Annotated in this window: 22 protein-coding genes; 10 read left to right on the top strand and 12 right to left on the bottom strand. The window is 35.5% G+C overall.

Annotated features, from left to right (window positions below; translation table 11 throughout):
* Positions 1-3 precede the first annotated feature (3 nt).
* The 4 genes from truB to EKM05_RS05445 form a co-directional block, all read right to left on the bottom strand.
* Positions 4-705, bottom strand: a complete 702-nt coding sequence (gene truB / locus EKM05_RS05460) for a tRNA pseudouridine(55) synthase TruB (protein ID WP_126457614.1) — start codon at positions 703-705, stop codon at positions 4-6.
* A 6-nt stretch (positions 706-711) separates the two neighbouring features.
* A complete protein-coding gene (locus EKM05_RS05455; protein ID WP_126554004.1) occupies positions 712-1,521 on the bottom strand; it encodes an undecaprenyl-diphosphate phosphatase in 810 nt (269 codons plus the stop codon).
* Positions 1,522-1,593: 72 nt separating this feature from the next.
* The gene (locus EKM05_RS05450) at positions 1,594-1,833 is read right to left on the bottom strand and encodes a DUF3098 domain-containing protein (protein ID WP_126457612.1); all 240 of its coding nucleotides are present in this window, start codon (positions 1,831-1,833) and stop codon (positions 1,594-1,596) included.
* 71 nt (positions 1,834-1,904) lie between these two features.
* Complete coding sequence (locus EKM05_RS05445) at positions 1,905-2,780, bottom strand: ABC transporter permease (RefSeq protein ID WP_126457611.1); 876 nt, start codon at positions 2,778-2,780, stop codon at positions 1,905-1,907.
* 413 nt (positions 2,781-3,193) lie between these two features.
* Here EKM05_RS05445 and EKM05_RS05440 point away from each other — a divergent pair, with 413 nt between their 5' ends.
* The gene (locus EKM05_RS05440; RefSeq protein ID WP_126554002.1) at positions 3,194-6,541 is read left to right on the top strand and encodes a class I tRNA ligase family protein; all 3,348 of its coding nucleotides are present in this window, start codon (positions 3,194-3,196) and stop codon (positions 6,539-6,541) included.
* A 161-nt stretch (positions 6,542-6,702) separates the two neighbouring features.
* Positions 6,703-7,389, top strand: coding sequence for a zinc metallopeptidase (locus EKM05_RS05435; protein ID WP_185964876.1), 687 nt, complete (start codon positions 6,703-6,705; stop codon positions 7,387-7,389).
* Positions 7,390-7,556: 167 nt separating this feature from the next.
* Here the strand turns inward: EKM05_RS05435 and EKM05_RS05430 are convergent, their stop codons facing one another.
* From EKM05_RS05430 to EKM05_RS05420, 3 genes are all read right to left on the bottom strand, one after another.
* On the bottom strand, positions 7,557-8,027 hold the full coding sequence (locus tag EKM05_RS05430; RefSeq protein WP_126457606.1) for an Lrp/AsnC ligand binding domain-containing protein: 471 nt from the start codon (positions 8,025-8,027) through the stop codon (positions 7,557-7,559).
* Between the two features lie 280 nt (positions 8,028-8,307).
* Complete coding sequence (locus EKM05_RS05425) at positions 8,308-9,057, bottom strand: uroporphyrinogen-III synthase (protein WP_126457605.1); 750 nt, start codon at positions 9,055-9,057, stop codon at positions 8,308-8,310.
* Positions 9,058-9,070: 13 nt separating this feature from the next.
* Positions 9,071-9,742, bottom strand: a complete 672-nt coding sequence (locus EKM05_RS05420) for a DUF4271 domain-containing protein (RefSeq protein WP_126457604.1) — start codon at positions 9,740-9,742, stop codon at positions 9,071-9,073.
* Positions 9,743-9,845: 103 nt separating this feature from the next.
* Here EKM05_RS05420 and EKM05_RS05415 point away from each other — a divergent pair, with 103 nt between their 5' ends.
* From EKM05_RS05415 to EKM05_RS05405, 3 genes are read left to right on the top strand one after another with little or no spacing between them, the layout of a single operon-like run.
* Positions 9,846-10,571, top strand: a complete 726-nt coding sequence (locus EKM05_RS05415) for a polyprenol monophosphomannose synthase (protein ID WP_126554000.1) — start codon at positions 9,846-9,848, stop codon at positions 10,569-10,571.
* Positions 10,572-10,583: 12 nt separating this feature from the next.
* Entirely contained in the window at positions 10,584-11,924 is a 1,341-nt protein-coding gene (locus tag EKM05_RS05410; protein WP_126457602.1) for a dihydroorotase, read from the top strand.
* Positions 11,925-11,935: 11 nt separating this feature from the next.
* Complete coding sequence (locus tag EKM05_RS05405) at positions 11,936-12,379, top strand: DUF4296 domain-containing protein (RefSeq protein ID WP_126553998.1); 444 nt, start codon at positions 11,936-11,938, stop codon at positions 12,377-12,379.
* On the opposite strand, the gene EKM05_RS05400 is transcribed toward EKM05_RS05405, so the two are convergent.
* Positions 12,376-13,377: an NAD-dependent epimerase/dehydratase family protein gene (locus EKM05_RS05400; RefSeq protein ID WP_126553996.1), complete on the bottom strand. Its 1,002-nt coding sequence runs from the start codon at positions 13,375-13,377 to the stop codon at positions 12,376-12,378. The two genes, EKM05_RS05405 and EKM05_RS05400, sit on opposite strands and share 4 nt — an antisense overlap.
* 96 nt (positions 13,378-13,473) lie before the next feature.
* On the opposite strand from EKM05_RS05400, the gene tyrS reads away from it, so the two are divergent.
* From tyrS to EKM05_RS05385, 3 genes are read left to right on the top strand one after another with little or no spacing between them, the layout of a single operon-like run.
* Entirely contained in the window at positions 13,474-14,772 is a 1,299-nt protein-coding gene (gene tyrS, locus EKM05_RS05395) for a tyrosine--tRNA ligase (RefSeq protein ID WP_126553994.1), read from the top strand.
* A gap of 32 nt (positions 14,773-14,804) precedes the next feature.
* Positions 14,805-15,011 (top strand): hypothetical protein, encoded by a 207-nt coding sequence (locus EKM05_RS05390; protein WP_126553991.1) that lies wholly within the window; start codon positions 14,805-14,807, stop codon positions 15,009-15,011.
* Complete coding sequence (locus EKM05_RS05385; protein ID WP_126553988.1) at positions 15,011-15,265, top strand: type II toxin-antitoxin system RelE/ParE family toxin; 255 nt, start codon at positions 15,011-15,013, stop codon at positions 15,263-15,265. The genes EKM05_RS05390 and EKM05_RS05385 overlap by 1 nt, the downstream gene beginning before the upstream one ends.
* Positions 15,266-15,316: 51 nt before the next feature.
* Here the strand turns inward: EKM05_RS05385 and EKM05_RS05380 are convergent, their stop codons facing one another.
* The 4 genes from EKM05_RS05380 to EKM05_RS05365 all read right to left on the bottom strand — a co-directional run bounded on the left by EKM05_RS05380 (position 15,317) and on the right by EKM05_RS05365 (position 21,181).
* Positions 15,317-16,423, bottom strand: coding sequence for an acyl transferase (locus EKM05_RS05380; protein WP_199749577.1), 1,107 nt, complete (start codon positions 16,421-16,423; stop codon positions 15,317-15,319).
* A 143-nt stretch (positions 16,424-16,566) separates the two neighbouring features.
* Positions 16,567-16,905, bottom strand: coding sequence for a T9SS type A sorting domain-containing protein (locus EKM05_RS05375; RefSeq protein WP_126457596.1), 339 nt, complete (start codon positions 16,903-16,905; stop codon positions 16,567-16,569).
* 106 nt (positions 16,906-17,011) lie between these two features.
* Entirely contained in the window at positions 17,012-18,223 is a 1,212-nt protein-coding gene (locus EKM05_RS05370) for a hypothetical protein (RefSeq protein WP_126553986.1), read from the bottom strand.
* Between the two features lie 177 nt (positions 18,224-18,400).
* Positions 18,401-21,181 carry a TonB-dependent receptor gene (locus EKM05_RS05365; RefSeq protein ID WP_126553984.1) on the bottom strand — a complete coding sequence of 927 codons (2,781 nt, stop codon included), beginning with the start codon at positions 21,179-21,181 and terminating at the stop codon, positions 18,401-18,403.
* Positions 21,182-21,356: 175 nt separating this feature from the next.
* Here EKM05_RS05365 and EKM05_RS05360 point away from each other — a divergent pair, with 175 nt between their 5' ends.
* Both EKM05_RS05360 and EKM05_RS05355 read left to right on the top strand, forming a co-directional pair.
* Entirely contained in the window at positions 21,357-22,040 is a 684-nt protein-coding gene (locus EKM05_RS05360; protein WP_126455532.1) for a response regulator transcription factor, read from the top strand.
* Positions 22,041-23,093, top strand: coding sequence for a cell wall metabolism sensor histidine kinase WalK (locus EKM05_RS05355; RefSeq protein ID WP_126457593.1), 1,053 nt, complete (start codon positions 22,041-22,043; stop codon positions 23,091-23,093).
* Positions 23,094-23,232 lie beyond the last annotated feature (139 nt).

Below are 23,232 nucleotides of genomic sequence, written 5' to 3'. Positions count from 1 at the left end.
ACACTAATTATTGGAGTCTAAATTATTTTCAAAAACAGTAACAGCTACACCATTCTTTACATCATAATCGCCAATTTTGGTTCGGCGTAAAGCCGTTAAGTGCGAACCAGAACCCATGGCTTTTCCAAAATCAAATGCCAAGGAACGAATGTAAGTTCCTTTGCTGCAAACTACTCTAAAGTCTATTTCAGGAAGTGCAATTCTGGTGATTTCAAATTCGTGAATCGTTGTTTTTCTGGTGGCAATTTCAACAGTTTCTCCTGCTCTGGCATGTTCATACAAGCGCACGCCATCTTTTTTTATAGCCGAATAAATAGGGGGTTTTTGATCTATTTCGCCTAGAAACTGTTTTATGGTATCATGGATTAAAGCATCATCAATATGATCTGTCGAGAAAGTTTGATCGATCTCCGTTTCTAAATCATACGAAGGCGTAGTCGCTCCAATGTAAAAAGTTCCGGTATATTCTTTGGCTTGACCCTGAAGTTCAGTGATTCTTTTGGTGAATTTTCCGGTACAAACTAACAGTAATCCGGTTGCCAAAGGGTCTAACGTTCCAGCGTGACCTATCTTGAATTTTTTTGGCAGATTCAGTTTAGTGATTAATGCCCATTTCAATTTATTCACCGCCTGAAATGAGGTCCAGTTCAAGGGCTTGTCAATCAGTAAAATTTGTCCGTTTTGGTAATCTTCGGCTGTCTTCAAAGGAAATTATTTAAAGTATGAAAAGTAGATCAATAAAAAGATACCTACAATTATTCGGTACCAGCCCCATGGTTTGAAACCATATTTTTTGATAATTTCAATAAAAAATTTAATTGCTATAATGGCAACGATAAAAGCCACGACATTACCAATCAGGAATAATTGGATGTTTTCGTTAGACTTTAAAATCAATTCATAGCCTTTCATTTGTGAAGTTTCGTAGGTTTTCAAGAACACAGAATAGCATGTTACCGCCATCATTGTTGGCACGGCCAAAAAGAAAGAGAATTCTGCCGCAGCATGCCGCGTTAATCCTTGTTGCATTCCCCCAATTATCGAGGCAGCGGAACGACTTGTCCCCGGCATCATGGCTAAACATTGCCAGAAACCAATAATTACAGCTTTTTTTACAGTAATATCTTCTTCTTGAATGATAGTGGGGCTTTGAAAACGACTGTCAATAAAAAGCAGAATTACACCTCCTATAATTAACACCACCGCTATAGGGATAGGATCACCCAAAATAGCTTCTATTTTATCGTCAAATAATTTTCCTAAAACCAAAGCAGGAATTACGGCACAAATGAGTTTAATGTAAAAATTGAATTTGGAGAAATCGAAGAATTTTTTCCAGTACAATACCACGACAGCTAAAATAGCTCCAAACTGAATAGAAACCTGAAAAAGCTTCACAAAATCATCTTCTTGAATTCCAAAATAGGAACTTAGGAAAACCATGTGTGCTGTGGATGAAACGGGCAAATATTCTGTTAATCCTTCGATTATGGCAATTAAAAAAGCTTGTAATGTATTCATTATAGCGTGATCAGTGTTCTGTTTTTAGTAGTCTGTTAATCAGTATTGTAACTTATAATGCGTCAATGTTTGTTATTTTTTTGGGTTTTTAAGAATGGCATATACAGTAATGCCAAAACCAATTAAAACAGTTGTTGGCGCAAGTCGAATTCTTCTAAAATTGAAGATGTCTTCGCTAAATACATTTGGATCATCACTTCCTCCGCCGGCCATTAGAATAAATCCCAAGGCAATTACACCAATCCCGATTAAGAGAATTTTATAATTTATTTTGTCAAAAAGAAATTCTGGTTTGTGGTTGTTGTTTTCCATTTTATGAGATTGATTTAAACGCTGAATGGTGAGAATTTGAGTAAACAAATAGCCAAATAAACGAGTAAAAATTAATATAAATCGTCTGTTCTTAAATTCAAGAACCGTTGTGTTGCAAAATGCGTGCTTAACCAGGTAATTAAAATACCAATTCCTAGAACACTCAATAAAACAAGTCCAATTAATGCTTTGTCTTCTAATATGCCAAGATTTGGAAAACTGGTTTCTATATAAATCAGTACACCAGTCAAGGCTATTATGGCTAAAAAAGCTCCAATCATGCCCAGTTTTATACTTCGCATTACAAAAGGTTTTCTGATAAATGATTTGGTAGCACCTACCATTTGCATGGTCTTAATGATGAATCTGTTAGAATGTATGGACAAACGCAACGAACTATTGATCAGTAATACGGCAATAAAAGATAAAAAACCGCTGATTATCAAAATCCACATGCTTACTTTTTTGATGTTGTCGTTCACCAGATTTACTAATTGTTTGTCATACACAATATCGGAAATCATAGCGTTTTTGCGTAAGCTAGCTTCAATTTTTGTTATGCTGTCCTTTACTACATAATCTCCTTTCAGGTGAATGTCATACGAGTTTTGCAACGGGTTTTCTCCCAGAAATACCAGGAAATCCTCCCCAATAATATCGGTATGTTGTTTTGCTGCAGCTTCTTTGGTTACATAATCGTATGATTTTACAAAGTGACTTGCTTTTAATTCAGTTCCAAAAGCTTTTAATATCGTGTCATTGGCTTCGTTTTTGAAAAAAACGGTCATGGCAATATTTTCTTTGAAATCGTTCGCTAATTTTTTAGAATTTATAATGAAAAGACCCAATATTCCAAGTAGAAACAAGACCAAGAATACACTTAGCACTACTGAGAAATAAGAGGAAATTAAACGGCGTTTTTGAAAATTATCAAAGGAAGAACTCATAGTTTACTGAAATTATTGGGTAAAAATAACAAAGAATTTCTTTATTTAAAGTTAATAACGCTCAAAGTTTCAACTTTCGTACAATAAACGTAAATTTGCGACCTAAAAATAGTCATCGTAATAAAAGGTAGAACCTCAGTTGCTCATTTGTTCAGAACCTTATAAAAAGGACTTGAGTGCGCGACAGCATGACTCCATTAAAAAACAATAAAAAAGAGGAATGACTTGAGTGCGCGACAGCATGACTCCNNNAAAGGACTTGAGTGCGCGACAGCATGACTCCATTAAAAAACAATAAAAAAGAGGAATGACTTGAGTGCGCGACAGCATGACTCCATTAAAAAACAATAAAAAAGAGGAATGACTTGAGTGCGCGACAGCATGACTCCATTAAAAAACAATAAAAAAGAGGAATGAAATACAATCCGAACGAAATAGAGACCAAATGGCAGCAATATTGGTTAGAAAACGAAACATTTAAAGCTGAAAATAACGCAACAAAACCTAAATATTACGTACTGGATATGTTTCCTTATCCATCTGGAGCAGGATTGCACGTAGGACATCCGCTGGGATACATTGCCTCTGACGTGTATTCCAGATACAAAAGACACCAAGGTTTTAACGTGTTGCATCCTATGGGCTATGACAGTTTTGGTTTGCCTGCTGAGCAATATGCCATACAGACTGGTCAGCGTCCTGAGGATACTACTTCGGTAAATATTGACGGCGGAACGGATAAAGAAGGAAATAAAATTGCAGGATACAGAAAGCAATTGGACAAAATTGGATTCTCTTTCGACTGGAGTCGAGAAGTGCGTACTTCAAATCCCGATTATTACAAACACACACAATGGATTTTCATTCAATTATTCAATTCATGGTACAATAAAAACAGCGACAAAGCCGAAGATATTTCGACTTTGGTTTCGATTTTCCAAAAAGAAGGAAATGCAAATGTCAATGCGGTTTGCGATGAAAATAGTGAAGTTTTTTTAGCAAATGAATGGAACGCTTTCGCAAAAGAGCAACAGGAGCGAATTTTATTGCAATACAGATTGACCTATTTGGCCGAGACTGAAGTAAACTGGTGTCCGGGATTGGGAACGGTTTTAGCAAATGACGAAATCGTAAATGGTGTTTCAGAGCGTGGCGGTTTTACAGTGGTGCGCAAGAAAATGACACAATGGAGCATGCGAATTTCGGCTTATGCAGAACGTTTACTGCAAGGCTTAAACGATATTGACTGGAGCGAAAGCATTAAGGAAAGTCAGAGAAACTGGATTGGGAAAAGTGTTGGGGCGATGGTAACCTTTAATCTCCTCCCCCCAGCCGCCTCCAAAAGAGGGGGAGCCGAGCCTGGGTACATGACAGGGGATTCTCAGAATGCTAAACATTTATTGGTTAATGCCAAGGAAATGCGAAAAGAACCAACATTTGCTGAAGCGTTATTGTGGGATGCTGTTCGGAATAAAAAATTAGACAGTAAGTTTAGAAGACAACATTTAATTGGTAATTACATTGCTGATTTTGTTTGTTTGGAAAGTAGATTGGTTGTTGAAGTTGATGGAGAATATCATAATACTCCTGAACAAATAGAACTTGATGAAGAAAGGACTTTTGAATTAGAACAAAAACACAGATTCAAAGTTATTCGATTTTCAAATGATGAGGTAAAAAAAGATATTGAAGCAGTTTTGTCTAAAATTCAAACTGAATTAAATAATAGAAAACGAGAAGATATTACGAATTCAGCTTCGGCTCCCTCCCCTTCGGGGAGGGTTGGGGTGGGGATTTTCACCACTCGGCCCGACACCATCTTTGGAGTTACATTCATGACATTGGCTCCAGAGCATCCTTTGGTTCAAGAAATAACAACTGAGGAACAAAAAGCGGCAGTCAATGCGTATGTAGAAAAAACGTCAAAACGTTCCGAAAGAGAACGTATGGCCGATGTTAAAACCATTTCTGGAGTATTTACTGGTGCTTACGTAGAGCATCCTTTTACGAAAGAACCAATTCCGGTTTGGATTGGGGATTATGTTTTGGCAGGTTACGGGACAGGCGCGGTTATGGCGGTTCCTTGTGGCGACGAAAGAGATTATGCTTTTACGAATTTCTTCAAAGGGCAACAAGGCATGCAAGAAATCAAAAATATTTTTGCCAATGTAGATATTTCTGAAGCTGCATACGTTTCGAAAGACAATGTGATTATCGCCAATTCTGATTTCCTAAACGGATTAACGTACAAAGAAGCGACTAAAAAAGCGATAGAAGAATTAGAAAAACTAAACCAAGGAAAAGGAAAAATCAATTACCGTTTGCGTGATGCTGTTTTCTCGCGCCAGCGCTATTGGGGAGAGCCGTTTCCGGTATATTATGTGAATGGCTTGCCGCAAATGATTGCCGCAAAACATTTACCAATCATCTTGCCGGAAGTAGAGAAATACTTACCAACCGAAGACGGGCAACCGCCTTTAGGTAACGCTTTGGTTTGGGCTTGGGACAGTGTAAATAATAAAGTGGTTTCGAATGAGCTTCTCTCCCCTCCTTCGGAGGGGTTGGGGGAGGAAACTATATTCCCATTAGAATTGAACACGATGCCAGGTTGGGCGGGAAGTTCATGGTATTGGATGCGTTATATGGATGCGAAGAACGAAAGCGAATTTGCAAGTAAAGACGCATTGGCATATTGGGAAAGCGTAGATTTATATATTGGCGGAAGCGAACATGCCACCGGACATTTATTGTATTCCCGTTTTTGGAACAAATTCTTGAAAGATAAAGGTTTTGCTCCAACCGAAGAACCATTCAAAAAACTGATCAATCAGGGAATGATTTTGGGAATGAGTGCATTTGTTTATAGACTAGACGGAACAAATACGTATGTTTCTAAAAATAAAATCGGTGGACAAAACGTGCAGCCAATTCATGTTGACGTTTCAATGGTTAATTCTTCTGATGAATTAGATATTGAAAGATTCAAAGCTTGGAGAGAAGATTATGCAGATGCGGAATTTATTTTAGATGAAAACGGAAAATACATTGTAGGTCGCGAAATCGAAAAAATGTCGAAATCCAAATACAATGTAGTAACGCCAGACGATATTTGTAACGAATATGGAGCTGATACATTGCGTTTGTATGAAATGTTCTTAGGTCCATTGGAACAAGCAAAACCTTGGAATACAGCAGGAATATCAGGAGTTTTTGGTTTCTTGAAAAAATTATGGCGTTTGTATCATACTGGACCAGACGACTCTTTCTACGTTTCTGACTCCCCTTCTTCGGAGGGGTTGGGGGAGAATCTAAAATCATTGCACAAAACTATCAAGAAAGTAGCAGAAGATATCGAAGGTTTTTCATTTAATACTTCGGTTTCACAATTTATGATTTGTGTGAATGAATTGTCAACGCAGAATTGTCATTCTCGTGCAATCTTGGAGCCTTTAGCGATTGTGATTTCGCCGTATGCACCACACATCGCCGAAGAATTATGGTCGTTGCTAGGAAATAAAGGTTCGATTGCAACAGTTGCTTTTCCTGTTTTTGAAGCTAAATATTTAGTAGAAAGTGAAAAGGAATATCCGGTTTCTTTCAATGGAAAAATGCGTTTCACGATGGTTTTGCCTTTGGATTTAACCAAGGAGCAAATCGAGAAAATTGTAATGAAAGATGAAAGAACCATCAAACAATTAGAAGGAAGAACGCCAAACAAGGTAATAATTGTTCCGGGAAAAATTATTAATTTAGTGGGGTAAATTTTTAACAAACATACTAATCCGTATAAATCTGCGCATATCCTTTTCATCCGCGTAATCTGCGTTCCATTTTTAGGAATGCCAAATTGACGCAATAAAAAAATGGTTCAGATTTTGATAATTCTTTTGTAACTTTAAATAATAAATTAAAAAACAAAAATATGGGAATGGGTTATTTGATTCTTGCCGGAGCAATCATGCTTTTCAGCTGGTTAGTTAGTTCAAGACTAAAAAGCAAATTTGAACATTATTCTAAATTGCAATTGCAAAACGGAATGTCCGGTGCTGAAATCGCCGAGAAAATGCTTGCCGATAACGGGATTCGTGATGTACGAGTAATCTCTACACCGGGACGTTTGACGGATCATTATAATCCATCTGACAAAACTGTGAATTTAAGCGAGGCCGTTTACAACCAAAGAAATGCGGCTGCGGCAGCTGTTGCGGCTCACGAATGTGGACATGCGGTGCAACACGCTGTAGGGTATCAGTGGCTGACAATGCGATCTAAATTAGTGCCGGTGGTAAATGTAGCCTCTACGTATATGCAGTGGATCTTGCTAGGAGGAATCTTGATGATGAAGACTTTTCCGCAATTACTACTGGTGGGAATTATCATTTTTGCAGCAACTACTTTATTCTCTATAGTTACTTTGCCGGTCGAATATGATGCGAGTAATCGGGCGTTGGCTTGGTTAGAAAACAAAAGAATGCTGACACAGCAAGAACAAGCGGGAGCCAAAGATTCGCTTAAATGGGCTGCTAGAACGTATGTTGTGGCTGCTTTAGGATCCATCGCGACACTCTTGTATTATGTTTCGATTTATATGGGAGGAAGAAGGAATTAGATGTTTGCTAAAAAAATACAAATCCGTCTTGTGTAAGAACAAGACGGATTTTTTTGCCTCTATTTCATCTTTACGGAGAAGAAATCTCATCAAGTTATTCGGAGTATGTGATTTATCCTACGCAGAAATGACAAGGTTCATGGAGTCACAAAGAGATAAAAGTGGTGCTACAATTGAATTTGTCTTTCAATTTGTTGGTCCAGAGAAATAAAGGTTTCTGTTCTGGAAACGCCTTCTATCGCTTGGATTTTGGTATTGAGTAATTGCATTAAATGTTCGTTATCCCGACAAATTATTTTAATAAGAATAGACCAGTTTCCTGTCGTATAATGGCATTCTAGTACTTCAGGAATTTTTTTTAGATCACGTACTGCCTCTGGATTTCTAGCCGCTTTGTCCAGATAAATTCCAACAAAAGCCATCGTGTTATAGCCCAAAATTTTATTGTTTACCGTAAATTTTGATCCCGAAATAACGCCGGATTGTTCCAGTTTTCGCAAACGTTGATGAATCGCAGCTCCGGAAATTCCAATTTTATTGGCGATTTGAAGAATTGGCTTTCGGGCATCTTCCATCAAGTCGCGCAAGATTTCTTTATCGATACCGTCAATTTCTACTACTAGTGAATTGATTTTCATAGGTTGTTGTTTTAAACTAAACTATTAAATTTAGTTTGAATTGAAAATCAAATTTAAAAAAAAAACGATTAAATTTAGTATTTGTTGAGTTTTATGTGATATTGAGCGCAGTCTGGATGCTAAAATGATTTTCGACTGTGCTCGAACTGACAGTAGTACTAATTTATATGTATCAGTAATACACGATAAAGAACCACAACGGAATTTTAGATTTTGTATTATCAAAAAAGCCATTCGGATTGCGAATGGCTTTTTTGATTTTATTTCGAAAAGTAATTTTTTATTTTCCTTTGTTGGCTTCCATAACATATTTCTCTAAAGCCATTGTCATCGAGGGAGTTTCCGGGGTTGGTGCAAGAATATCGATTCTTAAGCCATGATCCAAAGCTTCTTTTTGGGTGGTACTGCCAAAAACAGCAATTCGAGTATTGTTTTGCTCAAATTCTGGAAAATTCATGAACAATGATTTTATTCCGGTTGGACTAAAGAAGGCCAAAACATCATAATATACATCGGCTAAATCAGACAAATCGCTCATCACTGTTTTGTAAAAAATAGCGGGAGTCCAGTCTACTTTTAAGGCGTCCAGCGTTATTGGAGCATCCGCATTGAGTTGATCTGAAGCAGGTAATAAGAATTTTTCGTCTTTGTATTTTTTAATCAGTGGGGATAAATCGGCAAAGTCTTTTGGTCCAACGTAAATTTTCCGTTTTCGATATACCACATATTTTTGCAGGTAAAAAGCGACTGCTTCTGATTGGCAGAAATATTTTAATCCCTCGGGTACTTTAAATCGCATTTCTTCGGCCACTCTGAAAAAGTGGTCTACTGCATTTCTACTGGTTAAAATAATTGCGGTGTAATGATTAAGATCAATTTTTTGAAGGCGGATCTCTTTTGCATTAACTCCTTCTACATGAATAAAAGGCCTGAAATCAATTTTTACTTTATGCTTTTGTTGAAGTTCAAAGTATGGGGAATTTTCCACTTTAGGCTCTGGTTGTGATACCAAAATTGTTTTCACTTTCATATTTTAACGTTTTCTAAGCACTCCCTTTTGTGAACCAATAATACATGAAATAATAGGGAGCTATTTCGAGAGCGCAAAGATATAAAATAAAATAAAACAACTTACCGATTATTAAATTTTGATAATTTTTTATTGAAATAAAATAAGTTATAACATTGATTGTCAATATAATGCCTATAATTAATAATGGAATATTTATTGAGATTGTGTCGTTATAAAACAAAATAATATTGAATGGCAGTATGATTAATCCAATATAGGTCCTGTAAGTTACCTTTTGAAGGTTGAACTGCTCCATAAATTCTTCAATATTGAATGAGGTTGCAATTATTTTTTCGATTAAATACTTTGCTAAAACGAAGAAGATCAAGAACGTAAATATTTGAATATAAAGCAACCAGTCCGTTTTTGAAACAGGGCCAAAATAGCTCAATGCAATTTGGATGAAGAACGCAAGGGAGATGATTTGAACCAAAAATAAAGCAACAGTGAATCCGCTTTTGAGATGACTGCTGTCACGGTATACTTTGGTGTATTTATTGGAGAAAATAAGGTTCGCAAAATCACCAAAACGATTTTCGAAAATGGATCTAGTAATAGCAATAATAGCAAATGACAGCACAAAAAGTACGGTCGCCCAGTCTTTGTTCTCTGTTATTCTTGGATGAAGTATGGTTTCTATCATAACAGTGCAAAATTACTAATTTTTATGCCATTCTTTTTATTATAATTTTATTAAGGATCAAGTGGCATAAAAAGTTTACTTTTGCGGTGAAATTAGCCTAAATATGAATGATTGTATTGTTATAATTCCTACCTATAACGAAATTGAAAATATAGAAAGCATTATCCGATCGGTGCTTTCTCAACACAAACCCTTTCATGTGCTTATTATTGATGATAATTCACCAGATCACACTGCTGATAAGGTTGTTTTGCTTCAGAGAGAATTTGCAGGCAGGTTGTTTTTAGAGAAAAGAAAAAAGAAATCAGGTTTGGGAACGGCTTATGTACATGGATTCAGATGGGCATTGGAGCGCCGATATGAATATATTTTTGAAATGGATGCCGATTTTTCTCATAATCCCAATGATTTAGAAAAATTGTACAGTGCCTGTCATTTTGGGGATGCTGATTTAGCAATTGGATCTAGATATGTAACCGGTGTCAATGTGGTGAACTGGCCTTTAAGCCGGGTGCTAATGTCATATTTTGCCTCTGTTTATGTGCGCATGATTACCGGAATGAAAATTCATGATGCTACCGCTGGGTTTGTCTGTTACAAAAGAAAAGTTTTAGAAGAAATCCATTTAAATTCCATTAAATTCGTTGGGTATGCCTTTCAAATTGAAATGAAATATAGAACATATTGTAAGAATTTTCAAATCGTAGAGGTTCCAATTATTTTCACTGATAGAACCAAGGGGCAATCCAAAATGAGTAATTCAATAATTATTGAAGCCGTTTTTGGAGTTATTTCGCTTAGATTAAAAAGACTTTTCAATACATTATAAGAAAAAAATACGATGAACAGGGTTTTAATAAAGAATGCCAAAATAGTAAATGAAGGAGTCATTTTTGAAGGTGATTTGTTAATTGAGAATGACCTTATTGTTGAAATTGCAGAAAGCATCAGCGCTAAATCCTCTGAATGTAAAATCATTGATGCCGAGGGAAATTATTTAATTCCCGGAGCCATTGATGATCAGGTGCATTTTAGAGAGCCAGGACTCACGCACAAAGGCGACATCGAATCCGAATCTAAGGCCGCAATTGCAGGGGGAATTACCTCCTTTATTGAACAGCCGAACACGGTTCCGAATGCGGTTACCCAAGAAATATTAGAACAAAAATACGAGTTGGCTGCCCAAAAATCGTATGCGAATTATTCGTTTATGATGGGTGCAACCAATGATAATTTAGAAGAGGTTCTAAAAACAAATCCAAAGAATGTTGCCGGAATCAAAATATTTTTAGGATCCTCAACCGGAAATATGCTGGTGGATAATGAAGCCACTTTAGAAAAAATATTTTCCAGTACACCACTGCTTATCGCGGTACATTGCGAGGATGAAACGACTATCCAAAATAATTTAGCAAAATACAAAGCAGAGTATGGAGAAGATGTTCCCATTACCGCACATCACCTGATCCGCAGTGAGGAAGCGTGTTATATTTCGTCTTCCAAAGCGGTTGCGCTGGCGAAGAAAACAGGAGCGCGTTTGCATGTTTTTCACCTTTCAACTGCTAAAGAAATGGATTTGTTTACCAATAAAATTCCATTGGAAGACAAGAAAATCACAGCTGAGGTTTGTATCCATCATTTGTGGTTTACCAATGATGATTATGCAACCAAAGGCAATCTGATCAAGTGGAATCCCGCGGTAAAAACTGCGAATGACCGGAAAGTACTTTGGGAAGCCTTGCTGGATGATAGAATCGATGTGATTGCCACAGATCATGCGCCACACACATTAAAAGAAAAAAAACAATCGTATTTGAATGCGCCTTCCGGTGGGCCTCTGGTTCAACACGCTGTTGTGGCTATGTTTGAAGCCTTTCATCAAGGTAAAATTAGCGTGGAGAAAATTGTGGAAAAAATGTGTCATAATCCGGCAAAGATTTTCAAAATAGAAAAACGTGGTTTCATTAAAGAAGGCTATTATGCGGATTTAGTGATCGTAAATTCAGGTTTGCCGTGGAGTGTTAAGAAAGAAAATATTATGGCTAAATGTGGGTGGTCACCATTTGAAGGTTTTACTTTTAAGTCCAGAATTACCCATACTTTTGTAAATGGACAATTAGTATATAACGCATTTAAGGTAAAAGACATTCGTGTGGGCAAACGGTTGTTGTTTGAAAGATAAATTTTTGATAAATGAAAAAAATTATAGCATTTTTAGCGATCGGGACTCTCTTATTAGGTTGTAAAGAGGAAGTAGTCAAAAAACCGAAACGGCTTATTGATAAAGACGTTATGATAAATGTGATGTATGATTTGTCTGTTTTAGAAGCGATAAAATACCAAAATCCAGCCTCCCTGGACACGTTCAAAATAAATCCTACACAATATATTTATAAAAAATATAAAATTGACAGCCTGCAGTTTGCCAAAAGTAATATTTATTATGCGTCCGATTATGAGGGTTACAAAGTGATGTTTGAGCAAATGACCCAACGATTGGAGGATAACAAAAAACAAGTTGATTCTTTACTTACCATAGATAAAAAGAAAAAGAAATCCCTTCTTTTGAAAAAGAAAAAAACGCCTGTAATTGTTAAGGATACTTCGCGATTAAAACAGAATGAAGCGCCCTTTTAAAGCGCTGAAATGTCTTTTATGTAGTCGGTGATATTTGTAAAATCTGTTTTTAATCTGTTTTTAATCTTTTCATTGGAATACCTGTTTTTCGAGTAGGAAGCTTTTGCGGTAGCGTGCGATAATTTTCTCTTTTGTTGAAAAATAGTAGAAACGCACCAATCCAATCTCCAGAGAATTTCCATGAAAAAGGGTTTTGCATGAGTTTCAGGTCGTTTCACGCCCAATGCATCCGCCATAGTATTCAGGATGTCCCGGTAAACACTGTTTTCTGCAATCAAGGTAAAGCGTTCATTCTTGATTTCGCTTTGCATCAATTGATGTGCAATTCGGACCACATCAGTAACGGCAACAAATCCGGTTGAACCTAGCGTGTAAAATTGCAGTCCCTTTTTTACTTTCGTAAAAAGTTGTCCGCTTCCTTGCTCCCAATCCCGAAACTTCGGGACAGGCCCGAGAATGATGCCTGGATTTACAATTATCACATCTAAACCTTCTTGTTGTCCGCGCCAGATTTCCATTTCGGCACCATATTTAGAAATAGCATAATCAGTATGGTACTTTTCCGGATTCCATTCGGTTTCTTCGGTGATGAATTTTTCATGAGGCAGCAAATCACCCAAAGTGGCAATGGAACTTACAAAACACAGTTTTTTTATTTTATAAGCGATACAAAAATTCACAATATTTGCGGTGCCTTCAATGTTTGTTTTTCGCAAAGCATCTTCATCTTTTGGATCAAAAGAAATCAAAGCGGCACAATGGTAGACGGAATTAATATTCTGGAAGGCGATTTCTAACGAAGGGATTTCGGTAATATCTGCGGGAATCCATTCGATTTGCTCGAATAACGATTCCTTTTTGTAGATGACAAATAGGGATTTCGTTTTCTCCATTGAAGCAATGCTTCGATAAATAGCACGTACTTTTTCTCCATTTTCAATTAAATGAAGCAATAAATGCGTGCCTACTAAACCCGTTCCTCCTGTGACTAAAATCATGCTACGAAAATACGAATAATTTTTTTTGAATAACCTATTAAACAAATAACCGAATCCACAATAAATTTTATCTTTGTGGAAATTGATTTTTATACAATGAAAAATATTATTTCCGAATTACAATGGCGCGGCTTAGTTCACGACATCATGCCTGGAACCGAAGAGCAACTTCTAAAAGAAATGACAACTACATATATAGGATTTGATCCAACATCGGATTCCTTACATATTGGAAGCTTAGTACCTATAATTCTTTTGGTTCACTTGAAAAATTTCGGACATAAACCAATTGCATTAGTGGGTGGAGCAACAGGAATGATAGGGGATCCATCTGGGAAATCGGATGAGAGAAATCTCTTGGATGAAGCGACTTTAAATTATAATGTGGAGGGGATAAAAAGTGTTTTATCCCGTTTTTTAGATTTTAATTCAAGCGAAATAAATGCGCCAGTTCTGGTAAATAATTACGATTGGATGAAGAATTTGTCATTCATTAATTTTGCTCGTGACGTGGGCAAACGAATCACGGTGAATTACATGATGGCCAAAGATTCTGTAAAGAAAAGATTGTCCGGTGAAGGCGAAGGAATGTCTTTTACGGAGTTTACGTACCAATTAATTCAAGGATATGATTTTTACCATTTGCACAAAGAATACAATTGTTTGTTGCAAATGGGAGGTTCTGATCAATGGGGAAATATTACAACTGGAACTGAATTAGTGCGTCGGATGAATGTAGGTGAAGAGGCCAAAGCATACGCGATGACTTGTCCGTTAATCACAAAAGCGGACGGAACCAAGTTTGGAAAATCCGAAGGAGGAAATGTTTGGTTGACGGCTGATAAAACATCGGTTTATAAATTTTATCAGTTTTGGTTGAATACCACCGATGTGGATGCGGAAAAATACATTAAGATTTTTACTTTTTTAGATGCAGCAACAATAGACACATTAATAGTAGAGCATAAAACGGCACCGCATTTAAGAGTCTTGCAAAGAAGATTGGCCGAAGAGCTTACCGTTTTTGTGCATTCCAAAGAAGACTTAGAAAACGCCATAAAAGCATCGAATATTTTGTTCGGAAATTCTACTTCAGATGATTTGAAGCAATTGAACGAAGCTACTTTCTTAGATGTTTTTGACGGTGTTCCTCAAGCAGAAATCAGCAGAGCCGAGATTGAGGCTGGAATTAATATTGTTGATGTTCTAAACGAAAAAACAGGATTTCTAAAATCGAATGGCGAAGCAAGACGCGCTTTGACAGCTAATTCTATTTCAGTAAATAAAGAAAAAGTAACCGAAGAATTCTCGCTTTCGAACAAAGATTTAATCAACAATCAATTTGTATTATTGCAAAGCGGTAAGAAAAATTATTTTGTGCTTCGGGTTAAATAATTGTATAACTTTACTTGAAATAACGAAAAGCTATGGAAACTCAATTTTTAACTGACGAAAAAGGAAATAGAACCGCAGTTGTATTGCCTATCAAGAAATATAATAAATTGATTGAAAAATTGGAAGATTTAGAAGGTGTACGTCTTTATGATGAAGCCAAAAAAGAGGATGACGGTTATCGAATTTCTATAGACGAAGCTTTTAAAATTATTGAAGAAAAGCGCAAATTAGCGAAGTAATGGCTTATGCTATCGAATTTCGAAATAAAGTTTTGAAAGCTTTAATCAAAATTAATGAGCCTCACTATTCAGCAATCAAAAAGCAAATCTATGATTTAGCTGAAAATCCACGGCCGCAAGGGTATAGAAAATTGAAAGGAAGAAAAGGATATAGAATTCGCGTTGGAGATTACAGAATTATTTATGAAATTTTCGATGATATTTTGCTAATTGATGTTATCGACTTAGGTCACAGAAAAGATATTTATGAATAATTTTGCTCGTTAATTTGGTTAACCGATGAAATAAATTAACGATTAACCTTTTTACAAGATCATCAAATTACAACCTCGAATATCAGAATTATCAAAACGTCCCAATACTTCAAAAGAGTTGTTGGGATTTTTTTTGCCCAAATCCTGCGTAGCAATAAAGGAACAGGAATTGATGTTAGCTAAATCAATCACGTTGATACCGCCCGTTTTTCCGTCTGGAATGTAAGTCAACGCATCTTCAGTATCGCGAACTAGGATTTGCATCCAAGATGGGCATTCAAATACGCCGTTTCCTAAGGAATACGCTTGCGAAAGCAACTCGGTCATTCCATATTCAGAATGTATGGCTGAAACGCCAAATCCTTTACACAATTGTTCGTGTAGTTCTTCTCGAATCATTTCTTTACGTTTTCCTTTCATGCCGCCTGTTTCCATGATAATGGTGTGCTGCAGTTGAAACGAATGTTTTTTTTCTGAAAGTTCAGTTGTTTGCCCAAGGTCATCACGAACCTTCTTTTTTTTATCTAAAAAAGAACTTTTTTCGTTGAAGGTTTCAATTAAGTCCAATAAAGCAAAAGTAACCCCAATCAGGATTACATTTTGACCCGCTAGATCTAAAGCGATAAGCTTGGCAATCAGTTCGTCGTGATTGTGCAGGTAAAAACCACTCTCAGGATGATTGGAAAGTTCAATTAAATCCTTGACCATGTAAATTAAGGAAGATCCTTCCCGTTCCAGATAGGAAGGAAGCAAGGCCAAAACAACATAATCTTCAATATTGCCATAAAATTCGGAAAACCCTTTGCGGTAACTTTCTTCATACAGAGTGACGTCCGTAACTAAATGTTTGCTAGTTATGGGAATTACTTTTTTATCCAAATTTCCCCCTTTATGGGCTACGGGGCTTGTGGTTCCGCTGCTGGTAAAAGTTTCCTGAATGGGATTGGTATTCGAAACCACTTCATGACTCTTAAAAAACTGAATCGGTAAAAATGGAATTTGTTGTAGCGATTTTACTTTGTGAGGATCTGTTTTTAAAAAATCGCAAAATTCCTGATAGACCAAGTTGTTTTCGTATTGGAAACGAAACACTTTCAAAGCAATTTTCTCAAACTGTTTTTGACTGGAAATGGCAAATATATCGGAAGATGTGATCAATATTTTTTTTGCAAAAGTAATCAAAAATTTAAAGGCAAACCAATAACGGAATGGTATAAACTTGAATCTGGGAGTTGATTTGGTTTAAGCATTATACAAAAAAGCCCCAACAGGATTGGAGCTTTTATGATGTATTTTTGAAATTATCGGATGATTAATTTTCTGGTCGCTGATGCTTCTTTTTCATTGATCTTGATGATGTAAACACCAGAGGTTAGATTAGAGACATTTAGTTCTTTTGAGCTCAATATGGTTTGAAGTACTTTTTTTCCTAAAACATCAAAGATGATAATTTCTTTATCAAAATCGTTTTTTGTAGAAATGTACACTCTACCATTACTCACAGGGTTCGGGTACAAGCTTAATCCTTCAATTGAGACGTTTTCTTGTGTCTTTGATTGTTGCTTAGTTTCCTGAGCACTAATGCCAAGGGAAAATAAAAAAACCAATAAAGTAATAGTATAAAAGTAGTTTTTTGCCATTAGATTAATTTGAATAGTAAATATACAAAATATATTTCAAAAAGCATACCAAAAAAAAACATCCTGAATTTTCAGGATGTTTGATATAAATCGATTGGATTGTTAATTACAAATTCCCTAACAAATTAACGCCATCAACAATTGCCCATGTTCCAGGAGTTAATGCCGCTCCAGTTGCTGAAGTGCTTGTTGTGTAGTTTGCAGATGGGAAAGCTACAGTAAATGTACTTGCACCAGCTCCAGATAATGGAGTATTATCAGAAATTTTAACATTCAACATTTTTATTTTACCTGAAAGAACTTGATTTGTGTTCGTATTGGCATCTTGAATTCTAACGGCAACGGCATTTGTTGTTGTAGTTCCAGAAGTTACAGTATTTGTATATCCTGAAATTACGACATTAGAATATTCTCCATTTCCCTCTTTTTTAAATTGGAATGCATCTATTTCTGTAGGATTGCCAGACTCTGTTACAGTTCCAGCGGCTCTTCTTAAAGTGATGTTTGATACTTTAGGACCAAATGAATTATTTACACTTTTCGATTCGATTTCCATTCCGTAATTTCCAGCTCCAGTTTGATAAGCATACCAGTTAGTATTTGCTTGACCTTGCCATCCATCTTGCCAGTCAAAAGAATCATCTGTATTACCGTATGAAATAAGATTTTTAGCGCTTACAGTTCCTCCATAAAACTCAAAACCGTCATCGGCTCCTTTATAAGCTACAAGATTTTCTAAAACTGTTCCGGAACCTACTGAATAAAATGAAAATCCATTCATCTCAGAATTTCCATCAAGAATCTTTTTACCAGCGTATTCTACTCGTACATATTTTAATGAACCACCATTATGTGATGCATTTGTACCTCCGTAAACAATATTTGTACCATCTTCAGAAGTTGCTGTTGTAATCGGAGTTCCATCACTTGTTTTTCCTGATACAATTGGAGCATCACCAAACATGATAATACCACCCCAAGAACCTGCAGTTTTTGATTTTTCAGTAAAGACAACAGGCTCTGCAGCTGTACCTGAAATATTTAATTTCCCTCCATTTTCTACTAATAGAACATCAGAACCATCCGTAACGTCAGCAGTAATTACTGAGCCCGCTTCAAAAGTTAGTGTTGCACCACTTTTAATTCTTACGGCTCCAATCAATTTGTAAGTACCTTTAGTGTAGGTTTTTGATGTTGTAACGTCACCTGTGATATCGCCTGTTGCAGTTGGTGTAGTTGTTACTGTTTCATTATCACTTGATGTGCAACTTGTAAAAACCAAGGTAAGTAATGCAAGACTAAATACTAATTTTTTCATTTTTAATAATTTAAAATTATAAGTTTTTTTGTTTATTATTTTAATCAAAATTACTCTAGAGTTTTTGTAATTTAGTTATGTAATTGTTACTAAAGTATTATATAACAATCAATTTGATGTAAAGTTTACGTTATATAAAAACCAAAAAAAGAGCCGTTACAGCTCTTTTTTTGGTTTTTAAAACGTATACCCTATAGTAAAGGAGAACCCAACACCCTTTTTGAATTCTCTTAAAACTAGAGAGTCTTCAGTAATGTTCAAAGTGCTTTTCCTTCCTAACTCTTTTTTATAGCTTGGATTTAGTATATTGTCTATTCCAAATTTAAGTTCAATACTTTTAGAAATAGAATTTGTCCAGACAAAATCTAATTTACTAAAAGATTTCTCGTAGATATGATCAATTCCTGAAGAACCTACAGCAAAGATTCTATCTCCATAAACGTTATACACTAAGGTCATAGAGTTTTTCCAATCTTTGTTAAGAATGAAATCATACTTTAAATCAGAATTAATTAACCAGCTTGAAGCACCTTGTAATTTACGGTTGGTACTGTTTTCTAATTCATTTCCTTGTTTTTTAAGATCAATTTTAACATCAGTACTCATTAATGATGTGTTGAAACCTAGAGAGAAATTAGAAAGCGATTCGTTTATTCTGCTCAATTGGATTAGCATTTCTATTTCGGCACCATAAATAACGGCTTGCTGCGAGTTTTTAAAAGTAGTAATCTGACCACCACTATTCGCAGTAGGTTTGAATACTCTTTCAATTGGATTATTAATCATTTTTCCAAATACTCCTATTGCAAACATTTCTTTATTATTAGGAAATAATTCGTATTTAAAATCTACGTTGTAGTTTTCGCTATCCTTCAAATCTTTATTTCCACTTTCAGAGGTTCCGTCAGCATTAATGTAATTTATTGGTAACAATTCCACAGCTACAGGTCTAGTGATTGTTTTTGCTAATGAAAGTCTAAGGTTGCTGTTTTCATTCAAAATACGTTTTGCATTTACTGACGGTAAGATATCAAGTTTATCATCAGTTTTTTTGCGATAAGCGCTTCCAAAAGGATCGCCTTGCTCTCTATATTTTATTTCACGAGTAGAGCTTTCTGCTCTAATTCCAGCATTTAAATCCCATTTTTCTCCAATATTCATGAACAAATTGAAGTATCCCGCATTAACGAACTGATTTAATTTGACTTTATAATCACCATTGGATTCCTCTTTAACATATACAATTCCATTGTTTATGTCTTGATTAATATTCTCACTAACAGTGTTGACATTTGCAGTGTAAGGTTGTGTATTAGTTCTGCTTTTCCCTGAAAAGAAGCGATAAGTAGACTGCATGTCATTTAGGGAGCTATTATATCCTATTGATAATTTATTGGATTCTTCTTCATTTCCAAATTTTAAATTATATTCTAAGAGAGACGAATAATAAAAGTTTCCTTTTACGTCTAGATATTGACGGTTTAAATTATTACCACCGTATATCATGTCAATTTGATTGTCATTTATTCGTCCTGTAATGAATTTTCGGTCGGGCTGTTGGAATGAAGTCTTTACATAAGAACCTCCAGCTTTAAGGGAATGTTTGCCATCTTCAGTTAACTTATAGTCTCCAAATAATTGTGTATTCCAATACTTAGATTCCTCATATTGGTTCATTCGTATTAGATTATCAGTAATATTGGCAGCACTATTAACATATCCTATTTGATCTTGAATTTTACTGTCAGTCGCTTTAATTAAAAAAGTATTGAAGTTTAAGTTGAATCGGTTTGTTTTGTATTTCATTCCAGCTAATCCAGAAAAAGTAGTCTGATAACTATATTGCTTGTTGTATAAATTATTATCGTAATTACTCTGTCCAAGGTTGAAGGTTCTGTCTACACCTTCTCTGTAAGAGTATTTATTATCAAAATTGAAAGACATAATGTAACTTATATTACTTTCGTTTTTAAGATTGAATTTTTGAGCATGTAAAAATCCAATGCTTGAATTCAAGGGGCTTTTAGTATTGTTAACGTCCCATGATTTTTTACCAAAACCATTTTCATATTCTGAAGGAGAAAGTTCTGCACCGTTAGGAACAGAACCAAAAGCACTAGGAAGTGCTCTGTCATTCCCAAGCATTCCTAAAGACCCTTTAGTAGAATTTGCATCATTGGACAGCAAAAATGCTTCAAGATTGTTGTTTGTGGTATAACCAAAACCAATATTCAATTTTGTGATATTTTTCGGCTGAGGTGTTTCAATATTGACAGTCGCTCCAGCAAAATCTCCTGAAATATTAGGATTGAATGTTTTGTATACATTTAAAACTCCTACAACGTCAGTAGGAAATAAATCCAAAGGAATAATTTTTTTGAAAGGACTATTAGAAGGGGATTGTAGATCGTTTATCAACAAGTTATTATAACGGTCTTCTAAACCTCTAATAAATAAACCTCTTCCGTCTACTTTTGTAATTCCGGTAATTTTCGTTAATCCTTCCTCAACATCGCTTACCCCTTTACGAGCCATTTCTTGTGAACCGATACTTTGTTTTATCACGACCGCTTGTTTTTGATCTAATAAAAGAGCGGTTTCCTTTTCTCTATTTACAGTAGATCGCACCACTACATCTTCTAGTTTGTAGCTTCCGGAACCTAAAGTTTTGTTTAATGTTACAGTTTGATTAGCAACTACTGTTACAGGAACTTCTACAGATTCATATCCTACAAAACTAAACTGTAAAGTATATTTTCCGGGAAGTATTGTTATGGCATATTTACCATCAATATCAGTATTTGTTCCTATATTAGTTCCTTTAATGAGAACGTTAGCAAATGGTAATGATTGGTTGTTAGTATCCTTATCTGTCAAGACACCTGCTATAGTTCCTTTGCTCTGTGAAAAAGAAACAGCGGTTATAAATAACGTTAAAAATAATAATTTGAATTTCATCTGGTTTAAATTTTTTGCAAAGTAACAGCCGAAATGTAAAATGTAAGTTATTGGTTTGTTATGATTATGTTTTATTTTACATCATAAAGAGGCCTCAATATTAAATTACCGTTAACAGCTTTTCAATAGCTCATTTATGATTACATTTACAATTCAAAATAATTTTTGGTGCTTTATGAAGAAAAAAAATACTAAAATTCTACTAGTAGACGATGAACCGGATATCTTAGAAATTGTAGGGTATAATCTCGCTCAAGAGGGATATCAAATCAGTACTGCCACAAACGGGAAAGAGGCTATAGCAATCGCTAAAAAAGAATTGCCGGACCTAATTATAATGGATGTAATGATGCCGGAAATGGATGGCATGGAAGCTTGCGAGAACATCAGAAAAATACCGGAACTCAGTAATGTAATCATAACTTTTTTAACCGCCAGAAGCGAAGATTACTCTCAAGTTGCGGGCTTTGATGCCGGAGCTGATGATTACATCACTAAACCAATAAAGCCTAAATTATTAGTCAGTAAAGTAAAAGCCTTACTGCGCCGATTAAAAGAAAAAGAACAAAATAGCGAAACTCTTAATGTTGGTGGAATCGAAATCAATCGGGAGGAATACAAAATTGTAAAAGATAATATCGAAATTGCCTTACCCAGAAAAGAATTTGAATTGTTTTATTTATTGGCTTCAAAACCGGGAAAAGTTTTCAAAAGAGATGAAATTCTGGATAAAGTGTGGGGCAATGAAGTAGTTGTTGGTGGTAGAACTATAGATGTTCACATCAGAAAATTACGTGAAAAAATTGGCGAAGAGTTGTTCAAAACAATAAAAGGAGTGGGATATAAGTTTGAAGTATAAATGACAATAAATTTTAAAAAAACATATCGTTTTGCCGTAAAGTCGGCCCTGTATATTACCCTTTTTTCTACTGCATTGGTTAGTTTGCTGATTTACCTTTTTTTTACTTTTTCCTACCAGTTTAGCCTGATTTTTGCCATTTCAATTGCTACTTTTTCATTTATAGTGATTCAATATCGGGTGGAGCGTTTTATTTATAAAAAGGTAAAAAAAATATACGATGACGTTTCTTTATTAGAATCTAGCACCTTCAGAAACCAGCCCATAACAACGGACATGGCGACTCTTACAAGGGAAGTCAAGAAGTTTGCTACTGACAAAAAGCTGGAAATTGAAACCTTAAAAGTTCGGGAGGAATACCGGAGAGAATTTCTAGGCAATGTCTCTCACGAACTAAAAACACCTCTTTTTATGGTTCAGGGCTATCTGTCAACCTTACTTGACGGAGCCATGAATGACAAAACAATCCGAAAAAAATACCTGGAACGCGCCGAAAAAGGAGTCGAAAGACTGATCTACATTGTGCAGGATCTGGACATGATTACCAAACTCGAAATAGGGGATTTGCATCTGGAAATTGTCGAGTTTGACATCGTTAAACTCGTTCAGAATGTATTTGATTTGCTCGAAATGAAAGCATCTAAAAAAGATATTTTGTTGATGTTTGACATGAAATACAACAAACCCGTTATGGTCATTGGAGATCAGGAAAAAATACAACAAGTGGTGATGAACCTTATTGTAAACTCAATCAAATACGGAAAATTAAAGGGTTCTACCGAAGTAAGTATTGAGGATTTGACAGCAGAAAAAGTCATCGTTCGTGTCACCGATAACGGAGAAGGAATTGAGAAAAAAAATATCCCAAGACTTTTTGAACGTTTTTATAGAGTAGATAAAAGCGGAGCAAGAACAGAGGGAGGCTCTGGGCTGGGATTGTCCATAGTAAAACATATTATCGAAGCACATGACGAGAAAATTTATGTAGACAGCACGTATCATGTTGGATCTGAGTTTTCATTTACCCTGGAAAAATCCAAGTCAGGGGAATAAGTACGGCCATCTAAATTCCTTCAGGTCAAATAGAATTAATAATATCCTTTACCTAATAAGCACAATTATTTTAGGATCATTCACTTGTGTTATTGATGTTATTAAGTTGATGTCAAAATAATAATTTAGTAACGGCAGT

Origin of the sequence: Flavobacterium sp. GSP27 (genome assembly GCF_003970395.1) — a bacterium.
Taxonomy (GTDB): Bacteria; Bacteroidota; Bacteroidia; order Flavobacteriales; family Flavobacteriaceae; genus Flavobacterium.
The sequence above is the reverse complement of the archived record's forward strand: the minus strand, read 5'-3'. Positions and strand labels throughout refer to the sequence as shown.

Excerpts from the sequence above, each read along its gene's own strand:
- EKM05_RS05455 (WP_126554004.1), bottom strand. The coding sequence starts at position 1,521 with ATGAATACATTACAAGCTTTTTTAATTGCCATAATCGAAGGATTAACA.
- EKM05_RS05450 (WP_126457612.1), bottom strand. The coding sequence starts at position 1,833 with ATGGAAAACAACAACCACAAACCAGAATTTCTTTTTGACAAAATAAAT.
- EKM05_RS05445 (WP_126457611.1), bottom strand. The coding sequence starts at position 2,780 with ATGAGTTCTTCCTTTGATAATTTTCAAAAACGCCGTTTAATTTCCTCT.
- EKM05_RS05440 (WP_126554002.1), top strand. The coding sequence starts at position 3,194 with ATGAAATACAATCCGAACGAAATAGAGACCAAATGGCAGCAATATTGG.
- EKM05_RS05435 (WP_185964876.1), top strand. The coding sequence starts at position 6,703 with ATGGGAATGGGTTATTTGATTCTTGCCGGAGCAATCATGCTTTTCAGC.
- EKM05_RS05430 (WP_126457606.1), bottom strand. The coding sequence starts at position 8,027 with ATGAAAATCAATTCACTAGTAGTAGAAATTGACGGTATCGATAAAGAA.
- EKM05_RS05425 (WP_126457605.1), bottom strand. The coding sequence starts at position 9,057 with ATGAAAGTGAAAACAATTTTGGTATCACAACCAGAGCCTAAAGTGGAA.
- EKM05_RS05420 (WP_126457604.1), bottom strand. The coding sequence starts at position 9,742 with ATGATAGAAACCATACTTCATCCAAGAATAACAGAGAACAAAGACTGG.
- EKM05_RS05415 (WP_126554000.1), top strand. The coding sequence starts at position 9,846 with ATGAATGATTGTATTGTTATAATTCCTACCTATAACGAAATTGAAAAT.
- EKM05_RS05410 (WP_126457602.1), top strand. The coding sequence starts at position 10,584 with ATGAACAGGGTTTTAATAAAGAATGCCAAAATAGTAAATGAAGGAGTC.
- EKM05_RS05405 (WP_126553998.1), top strand. The coding sequence starts at position 11,936 with ATGAAAAAAATTATAGCATTTTTAGCGATCGGGACTCTCTTATTAGGT.
- EKM05_RS05400 (WP_126553996.1), bottom strand. The coding sequence starts at position 13,377 with ATGATTTTAGTCACAGGAGGAACGGGTTTAGTAGGCACGCATTTATTG.
- tyrS (WP_126553994.1), top strand. The coding sequence starts at position 13,474 with ATGAAAAATATTATTTCCGAATTACAATGGCGCGGCTTAGTTCACGAC.
- EKM05_RS05390 (WP_126553991.1), top strand. The coding sequence starts at position 14,805 with ATGGAAACTCAATTTTTAACTGACGAAAAAGGAAATAGAACCGCAGTT.
- EKM05_RS05385 (WP_126553988.1), top strand. The coding sequence starts at position 15,011 with ATGGCTTATGCTATCGAATTTCGAAATAAAGTTTTGAAAGCTTTAATC.
- EKM05_RS05375 (WP_126457596.1), bottom strand. The coding sequence starts at position 16,905 with ATGGCAAAAAACTACTTTTATACTATTACTTTATTGGTTTTTTTATTT.
- EKM05_RS05370 (WP_126553986.1), bottom strand. The coding sequence starts at position 18,223 with ATGAAAAAATTAGTATTTAGTCTTGCATTACTTACCTTGGTTTTTACA.
- EKM05_RS05365 (WP_126553984.1), bottom strand. The coding sequence starts at position 21,181 with ATGAAATTCAAATTATTATTTTTAACGTTATTTATAACCGCTGTTTCT.
- EKM05_RS05360 (WP_126455532.1), top strand. The coding sequence starts at position 21,357 with ATGAAGAAAAAAAATACTAAAATTCTACTAGTAGACGATGAACCGGAT.
- EKM05_RS05355 (WP_126457593.1), top strand. The coding sequence starts at position 22,041 with ATGACAATAAATTTTAAAAAAACATATCGTTTTGCCGTAAAGTCGGCC.